The sequence below is a fragment of the uncultured Porphyromonas sp. genome, from assembly GCF_900541275.1.
In the GTDB taxonomy this organism is placed as follows: Bacteria; Bacteroidota; Bacteroidia; order Bacteroidales; family Porphyromonadaceae; genus Porphyromonas_A.
The window spans coordinates 48,631-67,052 of sequence record NZ_UQJH01000007.1 but is presented as its reverse complement, the minus strand read 5'-3'; the positions used below and the strand labels follow the sequence as shown (position 1 = coordinate 67,052).

Annotated in this window: 12 protein-coding genes; all 12 read left to right on the top strand. The window is 59.6% G+C overall.

The annotated features are described in order from the left end of the window. Window positions 1-295: 295 nt before the first annotated feature. Window positions 296-1,330 carry a prolipoprotein diacylglyceryl transferase gene (gene lgt, locus QZR17_RS04975; protein ID WP_297128438.1) on the top strand — a complete coding sequence of 345 codons (1,035 nt, stop codon included), beginning with the start codon at window positions 296-298 and terminating at the stop codon, window positions 1,328-1,330. A gap of 29 nt (window positions 1,331-1,359) precedes the next feature. Next, complete coding sequence (locus QZR17_RS04970; RefSeq protein ID WP_297128435.1) at window positions 1,360-2,574, top strand: FprA family A-type flavoprotein; 1,215 nt, start codon at window positions 1,360-1,362, stop codon at window positions 2,572-2,574. A gap of 27 nt (window positions 2,575-2,601) precedes the next feature. Continuing rightward, complete coding sequence (gene nagB, locus QZR17_RS04965) at window positions 2,602-3,393, top strand: glucosamine-6-phosphate deaminase (protein ID WP_296164562.1); 792 nt, start codon at window positions 2,602-2,604, stop codon at window positions 3,391-3,393. An 89-nt stretch (window positions 3,394-3,482) separates the two neighbouring features. Beyond that, window positions 3,483-6,371, top strand: a complete 2,889-nt coding sequence (locus QZR17_RS04960) for a cation-translocating P-type ATPase (RefSeq protein ID WP_297128431.1) — start codon at window positions 3,483-3,485, stop codon at window positions 6,369-6,371. Window positions 6,372-6,618: 247 nt separating this feature from the next. Continuing rightward, on the top strand, window positions 6,619-9,198 hold the full coding sequence (gene gyrA, locus QZR17_RS04955; RefSeq protein ID WP_297128428.1) for a DNA gyrase subunit A: 2,580 nt from the start codon (window positions 6,619-6,621) through the stop codon (window positions 9,196-9,198). Between the two features lie 158 nt (window positions 9,199-9,356). Beyond that, window positions 9,357-10,589: a tetratricopeptide repeat protein gene (locus tag QZR17_RS04950; RefSeq protein WP_297128425.1), complete on the top strand. Its 1,233-nt coding sequence runs from the start codon at window positions 9,357-9,359 to the stop codon at window positions 10,587-10,589. Between the two features lie 732 nt (window positions 10,590-11,321). Continuing rightward, window positions 11,322-12,425: a DUF4837 family protein gene (locus QZR17_RS04945; RefSeq protein WP_297128422.1), complete on the top strand. Its 1,104-nt coding sequence runs from the start codon at window positions 11,322-11,324 to the stop codon at window positions 12,423-12,425. Continuing rightward, window positions 12,422-13,534, top strand: coding sequence for a 4-hydroxythreonine-4-phosphate dehydrogenase PdxA (pdxA, locus tag QZR17_RS04940; protein WP_297128418.1), 1,113 nt, complete (start codon window positions 12,422-12,424; stop codon window positions 13,532-13,534). Before QZR17_RS04945 ends, pdxA begins: the two co-directional genes overlap by 4 nt. Next, window positions 13,531-14,505, top strand: coding sequence for a diacylglycerol kinase family protein (locus QZR17_RS04935; RefSeq protein ID WP_297128415.1), 975 nt, complete (start codon window positions 13,531-13,533; stop codon window positions 14,503-14,505). Before pdxA ends, QZR17_RS04935 begins: the two co-directional genes overlap by 4 nt. Window positions 14,506-14,520: 15 nt before the next feature. Continuing rightward, entirely contained in the window at window positions 14,521-15,108 is a 588-nt protein-coding gene (gene yihA / locus QZR17_RS04930) for a ribosome biogenesis GTP-binding protein YihA/YsxC (RefSeq protein ID WP_297128412.1), read from the top strand. Window positions 15,109-15,119: 11 nt separating this feature from the next. Continuing rightward, the gene (locus QZR17_RS04925) at window positions 15,120-17,495 is read left to right on the top strand and encodes a glycoside hydrolase family 95 protein (RefSeq protein WP_297128409.1); all 2,376 of its coding nucleotides are present in this window, start codon (window positions 15,120-15,122) and stop codon (window positions 17,493-17,495) included. 130 nt (window positions 17,496-17,625) lie between these two features. Continuing rightward, complete coding sequence (locus QZR17_RS04920) at window positions 17,626-18,411, top strand: hypothetical protein (RefSeq protein WP_297128406.1); 786 nt, start codon at window positions 17,626-17,628, stop codon at window positions 18,409-18,411. The last annotated feature ends 11 nt before the right edge of the window (window positions 18,412-18,422 follow it).

The window sequence follows — 18,422 nt, the reverse complement described above, 5'->3', positions numbered from 1 at the left end:
GCTACGCCCCTTGACCCGTGGCTAAACACCGTGCACCCCTGCCGGGGTGCCTCGTCCCCCACCCTTCATAATGAGTTGATGGACTTCTGTGCTACTCAAATGCGTCGCCCCGGCTACATGAGCGAAGGGCGAGGGGCAGGGCATACCGGATCCCATACGTTAGACAGGACGGATGCATTTGAGCTCTACTGCGTCACCCACCGGGAGGGCGTGGTAGCATTTACGAAAACACTCCGAAAGTGGTATCTTTGTCGTGCTTGAAAATGCATCTCTCAATTTTATATAGATAACACCTATGCTTGATGTCGTCACCTGGACACTGGACCCGATCCTGCTGGAGTGGAAGGGTCTTCGCGTCGGATGGTACAGTATCCTCTTTGCCTTCGGGCTGATCGTCTTCGGCTATGCCATTGTCAGCAAGATGTGGCGACGGGAGAAGCTCCCGGAGGACTGGCTGACCGCGCTCTTCTACTACGTCGTCATCGGCACGATCGTCGGTGCGCGACTGGGGCACTGCCTCTTCTATCAGCCGGAGTACTACCTCGCCAATCCGAGCGAGATCCTGAAGGTGTGGCATGGCGGACTTGCCAGCCATGGCGGCGTCCTCGGCATCATGATCGCGATCTACATCTACTCTCGGCATGTGACCCATCGGAGTATGCTCTGGACCTTTGACCGGCTCTGCGTCCCCGTGGGGCTGGTGGCGGGGATGATCCGCCTCGGCAACCTCTGCAATCACGAGATCTACGGCCATGCCACGGACGTGCCATGGGCCTTCCGCTTCATCACCAATATCGGTGAGTGGAGAGCGGGAGCGGAGCCGATATTCTCGGCGCCATCGCACCCGACGCAGATCTACGAGGCGGCATTCTACTTCCTCGTCTTCGGGCTGATGCTCTGGCTCTACTGGCGGAGGGATGCTCAGAAGCATGTGGGACTGATGTTTGGCATCACGATGGTGCTGATCTTCACCTTCCGCTTCTTCATCGAGTATCTGAAGAATGACCAGGTACCCGATGAGGCGATGACCGGAATCGGCATAGCCAAGTGGCTTGCCATCCCGTCTGTCCTGGTCTCGATCGGCTTCATCGTCGCCCTACTGCTGAAGGGAAAGAAGTACCGCACCCCGATCCTCTGGGTGGTCGGTGTGTCGCTGCACATGATCTTCTTCGGCATCCTCTACCTCCTCCACCGTCCCGAGACGTTGGCAGCTGTCTCCCAGGCACTCAATATCGGTCAGTGGCTCAGTATCCCGATCGTCCTCCTCGGTCTGTGGTCGATCTGGTACAGCCTCACCTGCAAGCGACCGGCGGATGGTCGCATAGTATAAGTTTCGTATCCACACTCACAAGATAAGCTATGGAACCCATCATAAAAGTCAATAACTCCACCTACTACCTCGGCGTCAACGATCGCCAGACAAGATTCTTCGAGAACCTCTGGCCGATCCCCCACGGGATGGCGTACAACTCGTACCTGATCAAGGATGAGAAAAACGTCCTCCTCGACACCGTCGACATCACCTACACCGATCGCTTCCTGAGACAGATCAGGGCTGCTCTCGCGGGCGAGAAGCTCGACTACATCGTCATCAATCATATGGAGCCGGACCACTCCGGATCCCTCGGACTGATCCTGAGCCACTACCCGGAGGCAACCCTTGTCGTCAATCGTCAGAGCAAGAAGATGCTCGAGGGATACTTCGGTGAGGTGGAGCATGTCCTCGAGGTGAGCGAGAAGGAGACGCTGCCGATCGGCTCGCGTGAGCTGCGCTTCATCACCGCACCGATGGTCCACTGGCCGGAGGTGATGTTTACCTACGACCCTCTGGAGGAGACCCTCTACAGTGCCGACGCCTTCGGCAGCTACGGCACGGTGGACGGCGGGATCTTTGACTACCAGAGGAGCGACACGGAGCATCAGATGAACGAGTGCACCCGCTACTACTCCAATATCGTCGGTATGTACGGACCATTCGTCCAGAAGGCGATGAAGAAGGTGGAGTCTCTCCCGATCAAGCAGATCTGCTCCGTCCACGGGAGCATCTGGCAGGAGCGTATCCCGGAGATCCTGAGGCTCTACGATCAGCTTGCTGCCTACGGATCGGAGCCGGGTCTGGTACTCGTCTATGCGACGATGTATGGTCACCTGAGCGAGCTCGCCGACACGATCGCCCATGCCGCCGGGAGGGCAGGCGTGACGCCGGTGAAGGTCTACAACCTCGCCAGCCAGGACGTCTCCTACGCCATCGGCGACATCTTCCGCTACTCCGGCGTGATCATCGGCTCTCCGACGTACAATAACAGTCTTTACCCCAAGATCGAGGAGCTGCTCTCCAAGCTAGAGATGCGCAAGGTGTCTCCCCGCTTCTACGGTCACTTCGGCACCGGCTCATGGAATCCCAACGTCGCCGGCAAGCTCGCTGACTTCGGTGAGCGGATGAAGTGGACCACTGTCGCCGACCCAGTGACGATGCTGATGTCCATGGCCGACGACAAGGAGGCTGAGGGTGTCCGTCTCGGTGAGGCGATGGCGAAGGCGATCCTCTCCGGCACCCCTGAGATAGCCAAGTAAACCTTTCATTCACACATTATATAACCTATGAGAGTAATTATAGAGCAGGACAAGGCAGCCATGTCCAAGTGGGCCGCCAATCACATCATCGAGCGCATCCGCGCCTTTGCCCCCACGGAGGATCGCCCCTTCGTCCTCGGTCTCCCCACCGGTGGGACCCCTCTCGGGACCTACGCCGAGCTTGTCCGGCGCCACAAGGCGGGTGAGGTGTCCTTCCGCCACGTGATCACCTTCAATATGGATGAGTACATCGGCCTACCGAAGGATCACGAGCAGAGCTACTACTCCTTCATGTGGACCAATTTCTTCTCCCACATCGACATCCTCCCCGAGAACGCCCACATCCTCAATGGTAACGCTGAGGACATCAAGGCGGAGTGCGAGCAGTACGAGGCTAAGATCAAGGAGGTAGGCGGCATCGACCTCTTCATGGGCGGTATCGGTCCCGATGGGCACATTGCCTTCAATGAGCCCGGCTCCTCGCTCACCTCACGTACTCGCGTCAAGAGCCTGACCACCGACACGATCATCGCCAACTCGCGCTTCTTCGACAACGACCTCAATAAGGTCCCCAAGACCGCTGTCACCGTAGGCGTAGGCACCGTGATGGACGCCCGCGAGGTGATGATCCTCGCCAATGGGCACAATAAGGCACGTGCCATCCGTGAGGCTGTGGAGGGTCCCGTGAGCCAGCGCTGGACGATCACCTGCCTACAGCTCCACCCCCACGGCATCATCGTCTGCGACGAGGAGGCATGCGATGAGCTGACGGTCGGCACCTACCGCTACTTCAAGGACATCGAGAAGGACAACCTCTGATCGCTCTTTTGATTAAATAATAGACTCATAGAAGGGGGGACACAGCAGACTCTGTGGTCCCCCTTCGCACTCAATGCCGTAGAGAAGAGATGGATAAGAAGCGAGAGCTGACGGGACTGACGGATGCGGAGGTACTTCGCAGCCGGGCGAAGCATGGCGCCAACGTGCTCACCCCGCCCGCCAAGGAGCCGGTCTGGAAGCAATTCCTCGAGAAGTTTACCGACCCGCTGATCATCATCCTGCTGATCGCCGGTACGCTCTCCATAGGGATCTCCTGCTGGGAGTACTGGGGGCTGGACACCGAGGCGGGGGCATCGGTCTTCTTTGAGCCCATCGGGATCTTCATAGCCATCCTCCTCGCCACCGGCATCGCCTTCTACTTCGAGCGACAGGCGGACAAGGAGTTTGCGATCCTCAATCAGGTCAACGACGACGAGCCGGTGGAGGTGCTCCGCAATGGCACCACGACGATGATACCCAAGAGGGACCTCGTCGTCGGCGACATCGTCCTCCTCGACACCGGCTCCGAGGTGCCGGCTGATGGGCGGCTGGTAGAGGCGGTCTCACTCTACGTCGATGAGTCGACCCTTAATGGCGAGAGCGTCCCGTCGCTCAAGTCCACCCGCGAGGCGGACTTTGACCCCGGCGCCTCCTACCCGACCGATATGGTACTGCGAGGGACGAAGGTGATGGACGGGCACGGCGTCTTCCGGGTCACCGCGGTGGGGGACGAGACGGAGAATGGGAAAGTCTACGTCGCCGCTCAGATCGACGACAGCGTCAAGACGCCGCTCAATAAGCAGCTCGACGGACTCAGCCTCCTGATCACCAAGGTGAGCTATATCCTCGCCGGGATGATCATCGCCGGACGGATGATCAAATACTTCGACTGGGAGCCGATCTCGTGGCTACTGGTGGTACCGACGGCCCTCTTCTTCCTCCTCGTGAGCCGAAAGTTTGGACGCTGGCACTGGACGCTCAATACCGGCATCATCACCGGCTACTTCGCCATCCTGATGACCGGCTCCATCGCCCTGCACAATCAACTGCTCCCCGGTGCAGACCTGACGCTCCTCTTCTCCTACACCCTCGAGACACTGATGATCGCCGTCACCGTCGTCGTCGTGGCGGTGCCGGAGGGGCTGCCGATGGCGGTCACGCTCAGCCTCGCCTACAATATGCGCCGGATGCTCAAGACGAGCAACCTTGTCCGCAAGATGCACGCCAGCGAGACCATGGGCGCCATTACCGTCATCTGCACCGACAAGACCGGGACGCTGACGCAAAATCGGATGAGCGTTGCCGAGTCGCGCTTCTACGGGCTCGGCGCTGAGCAGACCCTCCGTAGCGATGAGGTGTCAGGTAGGATCAAGGAGGGACTGGCGGTCAACTCTACCGCTGACCTCGATGAGAGCGATCCGGAGCGACCGGAGGTGCTCGGCAATCCGACCGAGGGTGCTCTGATCCTCTGGCTCCGCGACCACGGGACCGACTACCGCACGCTGCGTAAGTCGGCCGAGGTGATCGATGAGCTACCCTTCTCCACCGAGCGGAAGTATATGGCGACCTTAGTCCGCTCTGCTCTCCCGGGGGACAAGGTGGTGCTCTATGTCAAGGGCGCCCCCGAGATCGTCTACCGGCTCTGCTCCCGCACGGAGAGCGGCGTGACAGAGGCGGAGATCCTCCAGCAGCTGACCGACTACCAGAGTCAGGCGATGCGGACGCTCGGCTTCGCATACAAGGTCCTCGATGCCCCCATCCCGCTACAGGGCGAGGGAGTGACCCTCGAGGGCCTCACCTTCCAGGGCATCGTGGCGATCAGCGACCCGGTGAGGGAGGATGTCAAGGACGCCGTGGAGGAGTGCCTCGGTGCCGGCATCGACGTGAAGATCGTCACCGGTGACACCCCCGCCACCGCCCGCGAGATCGGGCGACAGATCGGTCTTTGGAGCGAGGACGACGGAGAGGAGAGCATCATCACGGGGAAAGACTTCGCTGCCCTCACCGATGAGGAGGTCGACGAACGGGTGACGGGGCTGAGGGTGATCGCCCGCGCCCGACCGATGGACAAGAAGCGGCTCGTGGAGTCGCTCCAGCGACTCGACCAAGTGGTGGCGGTGACGGGAGACGGGACCAACGACGCCCCGGCGCTCAAGGCCGCCCACGTCGGGCTCTCGATGGGCGACGGTACCTCGGTCGCCAAGGAGGCCTCCGACATCACCATCATCGACAACTCCTTCAGCAGCATCGGCAAGGCGGTGATGTGGGGCCGCTCGCTCTACCAGAATATCCAGCGCTTCCTCCTCTTCCAGCTCACGGTCAATCTATCCGCCTGCCTCATCGTGCTCGTGGGCGCGATGATCGGCACCGAGTCACCGCTGACGGTGACGCAGATGCTCTGGGTCAATCTCATCATGGACACCTTTGCCGCCATGGCACTCGCCTCGCTTCCCCCCTCCCCATCGGTCATGTGCGAGAGGCCGAGGGACCGGGACGCCTTCATCATCACCCGGCGCATGGGTAGGGCGATCATCGCTATGGGAGGGGTCTTCTTCCTCTTCCTACTCGCCCTACTCTTCCACCTCGAACACGCCGACGTGACCGCCATACGCGACCTCGTCACCACCCGACCGGGAGCGACGGACGGACTGACGCCCTACGAGCTGACGCTCTTCTTCACGACATTTGTGATGCTGCAGTTCTTCAATCTCTTCAACGCCCGCGCCTTCGCCACCGGTCGCAGTGCGCTCCACTTCAAGGGCTGCCGGGGGCTACTCTCTATCGCCGGCGTGATCCTCCTCGGGCAGATCGCCCTGATCGAGATCCCCGGGCTGCAGCGCTTCTTCAATACCGTCGAGGGCGGGCTGAGCCTCGAGGACTGGCTCCTGATCATCGCCGTCACGTCGCTCGTCCTCTGGATCCCCGAGCTGGGGCACCAGCTCCGCCGCCTGGCACAGCGAGCAGGCAGGGCTGCCTGATCACCTGCACCCCCTCTCGATCGGGGCTGTGGTGAGAAGCGATCGCAAAGGTACGACCTACCGGTGAGGCAAAGTCTCTCTGTCTCCATCTGTCCCTTTCTATGAAAAAATGCTTCCTCGGTATTGTGGGCAGATGCGAGGAGAGCAGTGAGAGGTGTGGGCAAAAAGTGGTATATTTGACCATTATATACGGGGTACGCCAAGTGACCGCCTGAGGGCGGTACCACCCCGACTTTAGACTAAGCAGATGAACGAAGAATTCAAAGACTCTGAGAATAGGATAATCAAGGTCGACCTGGAGCAGGAGATGAAGACCTCCTACATCGACTATGCGATGTCGGTCATCGTCAGCCGCGCCCTACCGGACGTGCGCGATGGCTTTAAGCCGGTCCACCGCAGGATCCTCTTCGGGATGAATGAGCTCGGCAATACGCCCGACAAGCCCTACAAGAAGAGCGCCCGCATCGTCGGTGACGTCATGGGTAAGTATCACCCCCACGGCGACAGCTCGATCTATATGGCTCTCGTCCGCATGGCTCAGGACTGGAGTATGCGCAATACCCTCGTCGATCCCCACGGCAACTTCGGCTCCGTCGATGGCGATGGTCCCGCAGCGATGCGATACACCGAGGCTCGCCTCGCCCCGATCGCTATGGAGATGCTCGCAGACATCAAGAAGGAGACCGTCGACATGACGCCCAATTACGACGACTCCGAGTATGAGCCCACCGTCCTCCCGACACGGATTCCCAATCTCCTCGTCAATGGTGCCGCCGGTATCGCCGTCGGCATGGCTACAAATATGGCGCCCCACAACCTCACCGAGGTGATGAATGGCGTCATCGCCTACATCGAGAAGCGTGGCGACGTCACCACGGAGGATCTTATGAAGTACGTCAAGGCTCCCGACTTCCCTACCGGTGGAGTGATCTACGGCTACAAGGGGGTCCGGGAGGCGTACGAGACCGGGCGTGGCAGCATCATCATCCGCGGCAAGGCGGTGATCGAGAGCTCCGGCAACCACGACCAGATCATCATCACCGAGATCCCCTATGGAGTGGTGAAGAAAGACCTCGTCAAGGCAATCGCCGACCTCGCCACCATCAAGCGCATCGAGGGCATCAGCAACATCCAGGACGAGAGCTCCGCCAAGACCGGTATGCGCATCGTCATCGACCTGAAGCGGGATGCCAATGCCGGCGTGGTGCTCAATAAGCTCTACAAGATGACTGCCCTGCAGTCCTCCTTTGCCTGCAATAATATTGCCCTCGTCGATGGTCGCCCGAGGCTGCTGTCGCTCAAGGATCTGATCGGCGAATTCGTCAAGCACCGCCACGAGGTGGTGATACGCCGTACTCGATTTGACCTACGGAAGGCTAAGGAGCGGCTCCACATCCTCGAGGGGCGTATCATCGCTGCCGACAATATCGACGAGGTGGTCCACCTGATCAAGGCATCGGCCAATCAGACCGCCGCCATGCAGGCGCTCATGGAGCGCTTCAGCCTCTCCGAGATCCAGGCGCGCTCCATCGTGGAGATGCGTCTCGGTCAGCTCACCGGCCTCGAGCTGGATAAGCTCCGCCAGGAGTATGACGAAGTGACGGAGAAGGTGCGGTACTACGAGCGGATCCTCTCCGACGAGGACTTCCTCTACTCGATCCTCATCGACGAGTGCCGCGAGATCGTCGACAAGTACGGCGATGACCGCCGATCGGAGATCGTCTACGCCACCCCGGATATGAATCCTGAGGACTTCTACCCCGATGACGACATGATCATCACCATCTCGCACTACGGCTACATCAAGCGTACGCCGCTGGCTGAGTACCGCTCGCAAAATCGCGGTGGCACCGGTGCCAAGGGTGCGGGGACCAAGGACGAGGACTTCGTCGAGTTTGTCTACGGCGCGTCCAATCACGCCCACCTCCTCTTCTTCACCGACCGGGGTCGCTGCTACTGGCTTCGCGTCTTTGAGATCCCCGAGGCGGCACGCAATTCCAAGGGGCGCGCGATCCAGAATATCCTCAATATCGAGAGCGACAACCGCATCACCGCCATCCTGAGGATCAAGAACCTCACCTCCGACCAAGACTTCGTCGACACCCATTACCTCAATTTCGTCACCGAGCAGGGCATGATCCGCAAGGCACGCCTCAGGGACTTCTCCCGTCCGCGCGCCAAGGGGATCATCGCCATCCGTCTCAAGGACGAGACCGACCGCGTCGTCTCCGTCATGCTCACCAACGGTCGGCACGACGTCCTCCTCGCCAGCCGCGAGGGTCGGGCGATCCGCTTCCCGGAGAGTCTCCTCCGCCCCATGGGCCGCACCTCATCCGGTGTGCGCGGCATGAGACTGCAGTCGCCTGAGGACCGCGTCGTAGGTGCCATCAGCATCAAGGACCCCGAGGAGGAGTCCATCCTCGTCGTGTCGGAGAATGGCTACGGCAAGCGCTCACCCCTTGAGGAGTACCGCATCACCAACCGTGGTGGCAAGGGCATCATCACCCTCAAGGCGACCGAGAAGACCGGCAAGCTCATCGCCGTCCACTCCGTCACCGACGACCACGACATCATGATCATCAATAAGAGCGGTGTCGTGATCCGCGTCCACGTCTCCGGCATCTCCATCCTCGGGCGAAATACCCAGGGCATCCGCCTCATCAACCTCAGCAAGAGGGACGACGAGATCGCCGATGTCTGCCGCGTACCGGCCGATGAGGACCAGGCGGAGCAGGAGGACACCTCCATCGGAGAGCGTGAGGAGGATGCCGACCCCACCACCCTCGACGAGCTGGAGGACGATACCCCTGAGAGTGAGGAGGATTAAACGATCCACCCCCATTCTCATCATAATAGTGTACTGAAGGATCAAGGAATATGCCTATGTAGGCAGATTTTATTACCTTTGGACCGACTCCTCGGGGTAGCCCCTGAGGGAGTTGTGGTAAACCTTGAGAATAAATTAATAGCAAAGAATAGACAACCATGAGTAACAAACTACTTATCGGAGCGCTCTCACTCCTTATCGCTGTCCCTGCCGCCTTCGGTCAGGAGAAGCTCGTCAAGCAGGTAGAGCGTATGGCCAAGAAGGACGACGTCAATGTACAGGAGGCGCGTAACTTCCTCAAGCCCGCATTTGAGAACCCCGAGACCGCCAACGACGCCAAGACCTGGTGGGTCGCCGGCCTCATCGAGGAGCAGCAGGTGAAGCGTGACTACCTCCAGCTCTCACTCGGCAAGGAGATCAATCAGGACGCCTTCTATAAGGCCGTCGCTGATATGACCGACTACTACACTAAGGCTGACTCCCTCGACCGTCTCCCTGACGCAAAGGGCAAGGTAAAGCAGCACTTCGACAAGAAGATCTCTGAGTCCCTCGCCACCTACTACGGCTTCCTCGTCAATGGAGGTGCTGCCGCTATGGACGGAGGTGATGTCTGCAAGGCTCACGACTACTTCCAGAAGTTTATGGACGTGAAGAAGATGGACCTCTTCCAGGGGACCCCCACCGCTGAGCAGGACTCTATGTCGATGCAGATCGGGTTCTTCAACGCCTACACCCTCACTCAGTGCAATAAGGACGACAAGCAGGGCGCCATCGCCGCCTACGAGGCGATCAAGGACGTCCCCTTCCGTCAGAATGACGTCTACCAGCTCCTCGCTCAGTCCTACCTGCAGGCAGGTGACACCGTGGGCTTTATGAAGACGCTCGACGAGGGTGTGACCCTCTTCCCGGAGGAGAATTTCTACCTCTTCAATAAGATCAACATCCTCATCCAGCAGGGTCGTCACGAGGACGCCAAGGCTTACCTCGACAAGGCCATCGCCGCCAACCCCGACAACAAGCAGCTCTACTTCGTCCTCGCCAACGTCTACGAGCAGGGCTTCAAGGATATGGCAAAGGCTGAGGAGTCCTTCCAGAAGGCGCTCTCTATCGATCCGCAGTACGCAGAGGCTATGCTCGGTCTCGGTCGCGTCTACTTCAATCAGGGTGCCAACATCCAGTCTGAGGCCAACTCGATCACCGACGAGGCCCAGTACAAGGCCAAGGTCGATGAGGCTAAGGTCTACTTCGAGAAGGCTCTGCCTTACTTCGAGAAGGCTGTGGAGCTCAATCCTGACGACACCCAGTACCTCGTCGCTCTCCGTGGCATCTACTACAACCTCGGCATGAACGATAAGTACAATGAGATCGACCAGAAGATCCAGAATAAGTGATCTCTGATCCCTGACTAACATCCCTCCCGGCGGGACGGCACCTCAGTGTGTCGTCCCGCTTTTTTTGTGCCCCTTTTTTCCCCCTCCCTCTGACGAAAATCTAATACCGATATTAGGAGTCACTAATACCGATATTAGAGATCACTAATACCGGTAAAAGAAATCCGCCGGAGGTGACGGCCTTAATGCGAGTCCAGAAATTCCATCGTCCCTATGTGAAGAGAAGGTGCTGTCCCATACCCGCTGGTCGCCCTCCATGGGTGACGCATGGAGCGATGCAGAAGCTATTGAACAAATTGTGAAGAGTGGTAAACTAAGCACCCCGACAGGGGTGCCCGCTTTTTAGCCCCGGGTCGAGGGGCGTAGCCCCGACGACCCGGGGATCAGGCATTGCAAGCGATCTCGCGACCCCGCAAGGGTGTCGCACTCCCCGGAGAGGCTTGATAGTGCGACACCCTGGCGAGGTCGCGGGAAAAGGGAAATTCTGCTCATCGACCCGCAAGGGGTCGATGGGGTAGGGACAGGTCTCGGCAAATCGGTCACTGCTTCGCGGATGACCGATGCCTATGGAGCGAGCACCCTTCGGGTGCCTCACGAATAAGCCCCCTATATATGATTACCCCAATGCTCAAATGCGGCACCCCGGCTACCCTTGGAAATCCGCCGGAGGTGTGGGGGCTTTTCGGTACATTTGTAGGTGGCAATCATTTCTCCTCCATATATAAATGTAGTATGACACGCAGATCTCTCACCTATATCGTGGCGCTGCTCTCAGCCCTACTCCTCCTCGCCTCCTGCAATGGGAAGAAGCGGCGGAGTACCACCAGCGCCACCGGCAATGCCCTCAGCCTGATCGCCGTCGTCCCTGACGGCAACATAGACAATCAGGCGCTCCGGGACAGCATCACCTTCTACTTCGGGCAGCCGGTGACGATCCTGCCGCAGCCGGAGCCGATGACGGACATCTCTTTCGTGGAGGCGTCCAACTTCGTCTCCTTTGTCCGCCGGGTCCGCAACATCCTCTACGTCTCCATCGACCCGGAGACCTACAGTGGTCCCTCCGTCGGGCTGTCGCGCAATGACTACGCCTCCGGGCAGCTGATCATCCACGCCAAGGGACGAAACCTCGACGACATCTACACCCTCCTGCAGAGCCGGGGGGATCAGCTGGTCCAGCTGATCTACACCGAGGAGCTGAAGCGCCGGCAGGACTACCTGGAGCAGACCTTCTCCAATCCCATCCGTCAGCTCATCGAGGACTCCGTCGGCGTGACTATGAATCCGCCCACGGGACTGGACTTCACCAAGGCACAGAGGGGACTCGTGTGGGCATCGAATATGGACCAGTCCAAGCGGATCGACCTCGTCGTCTACTCCATCCCCTACCGCAATCCCAATACCTTCACCGAGGAGTACTTCACCGAGCTACGCGACTCGATCCTCGGGAGCATCATCACCGGGAAGTACCCCGGCAGCCAGATGACGACGACGAAGCGGGATGCTCCGCCCTTCAATTACTACCACGGTATGACCTACCTCGGGGACTACCGCGGCGAGCTGAGGGGGCTCTGGGAGATGACGAATGATATGATGGGCGGCTCCTTCGTGATGCAGGGAATGCTGGATAAGAGTGGGCGAAACCTGGTCATCGGTGAGGTCTTCATCTACGCACCCGGTGAGAAGCAGCGGAATATGCTGCTGAATGCGGAGGCAAGCCTCTACACGATCCGCCCGATAGGGGCAGACTTCAGGACACATAAGATGCCCAATACCATGGACGAACTTGTCGTCACCCCCACACCGGATGGCGTGGAAGAAGAGATACCGACAGAATGAGTAAGCCGGAAGATAAGAAAAGGAAAGAGCAAGCGCTCCACGAGACCACTCCGCGCGTCGGTCTGACGCACGGGGACTTCAATGGCATCGGCTACGAGGTAATCCTCCGATGCCTCGCTGACAGCCGGATGCTGCGCCTGATGACGCCGGTCCTGTATGGCTCCGAAGCGATCTACAATTACTACAGGAAGCGCTTTACCCTCGACCTACCCGAGAGACTTCACCGCATCGACCACGCCGATGAGGCTCGCGAGGGAGAGATCAATATCATCGAGACCGACGCCACCGGCATCGACCTCCACGTCACCCCCGGTGAGCCCACACGGGCTGCCGGGCTGCTCGCTGCCCGTGCGCTGAGAGATGCAGCTGAGGATCTGGTCGCCGGGCGGCTGGATGGGGTGGTGACCGCACCGATACACAAGGATACGACGACAGGGGCGGAGTTTCCCTTTACGGGGCACACGGAGTTCTTCGCCTCCTACTTCCCTGAGAGCCACCCGCTGATGCTCTTTACCGAGCCGTCAGGGATGCATGTGGCGCTGGCGACGATCCACGAGCCCCTCTCGGCGGTCCCCTCGCTGATCACGAGGGGGCAACTGATGTCCTCTATCGTGACGCTGGAGCAGTCGCTGATACGAGACTTCGGCATCGTCAAGCCCCGCATAGTCGTGATGGGTCTCAATCCCCATGCGGGAGAGAATGGTCTCATCGGGCGTGAGGAGCCGGAGGTGATCGCCCCCGCCATCGAGGAGGCGTGGCAGAGAGGGATACAGGTCTTTGGCCCCGTGGCTCCGGACGGACTCTGGGGGAGCGGCAGCTACCGCACCTTTGACGGCATCCTCGCAATGTATCACGATCAGGGGCTGATCCCCTTCAAGCTCCTGGCGATGGACACGGGCGTCAATGTCACCACCGGGCTCCCGATCGTCCGCACTTCGCCCGACCATGGCACCGCCTACGACATTGCCGGCCGAGGGATCGCCAATCCGCAGTCCTTCCGCTCCGCGATCTACACGGCTATAGACATCATCGCCAGCCGCCGCAGCTACGACCGGATCACGGCTCACCCACTGCCCACCAGCATCATCTCCGACGAGAGACGTCCATGAAGTACCTCCTGATCATCAATCCGGTCTCCGGCCCCGACGCCAATGCGATCGAGATGGCGTCGAGGGCGGTGTCTCTCTTGCTGGAGCAGGGGCACGAGGTGACCTGCTTCGTCACCCGGGAGCCGGACGATGCCTACCACCGCGCTCTCGACCCGGGAGACGCTGATGTCGTCGTGGTGATGGGAGGCGACGGGACCGTCAATGAGGTGGGTCGTGCGCTCATCGGCACCGACATGGTGATGGGGATCCTGCCCAACGGGAGCGGAAATGGTCTCGCTCGTGAGCTCCATATCCCGATGGAGCTGGAGCCGGCGATCGAGGTGCTGCTACGCCATGAGGTGCAGCGGATCGACACCGGTCGGGTCAATGGGAAGCCCTTCCTCTGCACCTGCGGCATAGGGCTGGATGCGGCGGTGTCGGAGAAGTTCTCTGCCAGCAAGACAAGAGGCTTCATCAGCTACATCGCTGACACGGTGGACCTCTTCGGTCAGTACCATGCGGAGGACTATAGGGTCACCATCGACGGTGAGGAGAGTGAGGTGCATGCCTACATCGTCTCGGTGGCCAATGCATCGCAGTATGGCAACAACGCCTTCATCGCCCCGGATGCGTCGATGGTGGATGGCATGCTGGACGTGACGGCGATCGAGGAGTTTCCGGCCGCTGAGGCAGGCATGATCGCCTACCGGCTCTTCAGTGGCGACCTGACAGAGAGCAAGTACACCCGACAGCTGCGCGGTCGACAGATCACGATCCGGACCGACAAGTCGGTCATCTACCACATCGACGGCGATGCGATGGAAGAGACCCACGAGCTCCGGATAGAGGCGGTGCCACGGAGCCTCAGCGTCTGCTCCGGCAGGCCTAAGGACCGAGACAAGACGATCTTTGACTTCCTCCACACGGTGCGCAGCAATGCCCAAAGGCTCAGCGCCGGCGTGGCAGACCTTTTTACCCCCAAGCAACGCTAAGCAGACTATATACAAGTGGACATACAAGAGGCAACATTCATCAAGAGCAGCCGCAGCGTGGCGGAGTGCCCCGATGATGATCGTGTGGAGCTGGCGCTCATCGGACGATCCAACGTAGGGAAATCCTCCCTGATCAATATGCTGACCCAGCGGAGGGATCTCGCCAAGACGTCCCAGACGCCCGGTAAGACGCAGCTGATCAATCACTTCCTCATCGACGACCGCTTCTACATCGTCGACCTGCCCGGCTACGGCTACGCCAAGGTGCCGAAGCCCATACGGCAGCAGCTCGAGCGGATGATCGATGACTACGTGAGCCATCGGTGGCAGATGTCCTGCCTCTTCGTGCTGATCGACATACGCCACGCACCTCTCCGGATCGACCTTGACTTCATCAATCACCTCGGAGTGAATAATGTACCCTTTGCCCTCATCTTCACGAAGGCAGACAAGCTCTCCAAGTCGGCTGCCCGCCGCAGCGTAGATGCCTACCTCGATAAGCTCCGTGAGGAGTGGGATGAGCTGCCGCCCTACTTCGTCACCTCCTCGCTCAAGAGCGAGGGAAGGGAGGAGTTACTGGACTACTTCGAGTCACTCCTCTGAGTCCCATCCTTATGAGACTAAGAGATTACCTCCTACTGATCCTCGCGACACTCCTCTGGCTCCCTCTCCACGCTGAGGAGACCCCGCTGAAGCTCCGCTACGATCGCCCAGCCAAGGCCTTCGAGGCCATGCTCCCGATCGGCAACGGCCGGCTCGGGCTGATGACCGGTGGTGAGGTGCGGAGCGAGCGGCTGATCCTCAATGAGATCTCCATGTGGAGCGGCAGTGTCGACAGTACTGCCTACGACATCGACGCGGTGAGCCACCTGCCGGAGATCCGACATGCGCTCCTCGACGGGGACAATCTCCAGGCGCAGAGGCTGATGTACAAGTACTTCCGCTGCGGAGGCAAGGGGAGCGGACTCCCCGATGGCGCCCACTCACCCTACGGCAGCTACCAGATGCTCGCCTACATGACCCTCGACCACCACCTGCCTAAGGGAGCGGAGACGGGCTACCGGCGCGAGCTAGACCTACGGACGGCGGTGGCGCATACGTTCTTTGACCTCAATGGGGTGCGGTACAATCGCTCCTACTTCACCTCGCGTAAGGACGATGTGCTGGTGATACACCTCGGTGCGGACCATAAGGGGAAGGTCTCCTTTGACCTCTCTCTCTCCCGCCCCGAGGGGGGCACAATCGAGGGGACGGACGTGGGACTACGCCTGACCGGCTCGCTGCCGGACGGCTTTGGTGGCGAGGGGACCCGCTACGAGGCGGAGGTGCGCTGCATCCCTACCGGCGGCAAGATGCGAGTGAGGGGGAGCCGCCTCTCCGTCTCCCACGCTGATGACGTGATCCTCCTCGTCGCCGCCCGGACCGACCTCATCCCCGCCGGTGGAGTCGCCCCGGAGCCACCGTCAGACCGACTGGATGAGGTGGAGGACCTCGCCTACGAGACGATCTACAAGAGGCATCTCAAGGAGTACAGTCGGCTCTTCGACCGCGTGAGCCTCCACCTCGGGGCGCCGACGGAGGCAGCCGAGCGGACGACCGACTACCGCATCCGCCGCTATCAGGACAATGAGGACCCCTCCCTTGCGGCACTCTACTTCCAGTACGGCCGCTACCTGATGATCTCCGGCTGCCGTCCCGACAGCTGGCCACTCAATCTCCAAGGGCTCTGGGGCGAAGGGATCCAGCTACCGTGGAATGCGGACTACCACCTCAATATCAACGTCCAGATGAATTACTGGCCCGCCGAGGTGGCCAATCTCTCCGAGCTTCATCGCTCGCTGATCGACTTCACCACAGCCCTCCGGGAGAGCGGGCGGAGGACCGCCAAGCACTTCTACGGCGCCGAGGGATGGGTGGCGCATATGATGACCAACCCCTTCTACTACACCGCTCCCGGTGAGGATGCCTCCTGGGGAGCGACGATGACGGGAGGGGCATGGCTCTGCCGCCACCTCTGGGACCACTACGACTTTACCCGCGACACCACCTACCTCAGAGCGATCTACCCGACACTCCTCGATGCGTCCCGCTTCTTCCTCTCCACGATGATCCGAGAGCCGAGGGAGGGGTGGCTCGTCACCGCACCCTCCTCCTCGCCGGAGAATGGCTTTTACCTCCCAGGTGACTCGACCCAGATCGCCTACATCTGCATGGGACCGACGATGGACACGCAGCTGGTCGGTGAGCTCTACCGCCACACGCTGCGCGCTGCGGAGATCCTCGGCACCTACGATCCCGACCTGACCCGGATGGCGAATGCCCTGCCGCTCCTCCCACCGATGCAGGTCAGCAAGGAGGGCTACCTCATGGAGTGGCTTGAGGACTACCGCGAGATGGACATCCACCACCGCCACGTCTCGCACCTCTACGGGCTTTACCCGGGAGATGCGATCACCACACGGGAGACGCCCGAGCTGGCCGAGGCGGCACGCGTCACCCTCCGGAGGCGAGGCGATGCCGGCACAGGCTGGAGCCGGGCGTGGAAGATCAATTTCTGGGCAAGGCTCAAGGACGGCAACCATGCCGCCAAGCTCCTCAAGAGTCTCTTTGTACCCGCCTTTGACGAGGAGGGAGAGCTGGTCAACATAGGTGGCACGCTGCCCAACCTCTTCTGCGCCCACCCGCCCTTCCAGATCGACGGCAACTTCGGTGGCACCGCCGGCATCGCCGAGATGCTACTTCAGAGCCACGAGGGGGTGATCGAGCTCCTCCCCGCCCTGCCGGACCTCTGGCACAGCGGCAGCTACAGCGGACTCTGCGCCCGTGGAGGCGTGGAGGTGGACTGCAGCTGGAGCGAGGGGAAGGTGACCGAGGTGACGCTCCGAAGCCGCCTCGCCGGTCCCACCACGGTGACCCTCCGTGATGCCACCCGCGACCAAGAGCAGCAGGTGACCCTCACCCCCGGCACTCCCTTCACCCTCCATCCCTAAGTCTCTCCATAATGGTAGCCATTGCATCGGCTTGGTGAAGATCAACAAGTTTCGCTATCTTGCGACTATAAAGTCTATGGACAAATCCATAGCTTAGAACCTTTGTGATAAGCCCATCCGAGACGCCATTATGAATGAGAATCATACGGATAATAACACCCCACTCCAGAGCGACAGAAGACCCCTCAGAGTGGGGGATATCGTTGAGGGGAAGGTGACAAAACTACAATCGAACTTCGTCTCTGTGATTGTGGACAATGTGAAATGCACCCTCCCTGTCAAGGAAATTACTTGGGGAAATGGACGCTATCACTTACCAAAGATAGATGATGTAATCCAAGCTGCTGTAGTAATGATCAAAGATGGCGATGTGATACTCAGTATGAAACGTTTGCGGCCAGATCCATGGAAAAACATCGATCAGCAGAAAGTAGTGGGCGAGAAAGTCTTGGGAACTGTCATTCAGATCCAGCCCGAAGGTGCAGTGATTGAGATCAACGAGGATCTCATCGGTATAGTACGCATGGATGATACTCAGACACCTTCAGAGAACTCATTTCCCCAGCAGCTCTTGGGAAAATTCGCTCCTGTTTCTATCAACGAGGTATTTGTGGATCGGCGATGGCTCAGATTTACCTCTGGATATGACTGGTCATCTGATCCGTGGGAGAGAGCAAAAAAGTCCTTCCCTGTCAACTCTTGTCACGATGCATTCATCACTGCAATCAATGAGGACTCGATCACAGCTACCCTCCAAGCAGGAGTAGAGGCTATCATTATGGAGACTGACCCTAACACCACAGCAGATAGCTATTACCGCCTCAATATCAGGGACAAAGTCAAGATAATAATCGTAGACTGGGATATTAGCAATCAACGGCTTATTGCTCAAATCGAAGACTCTTCCGCCAATTAACAACGACTGCT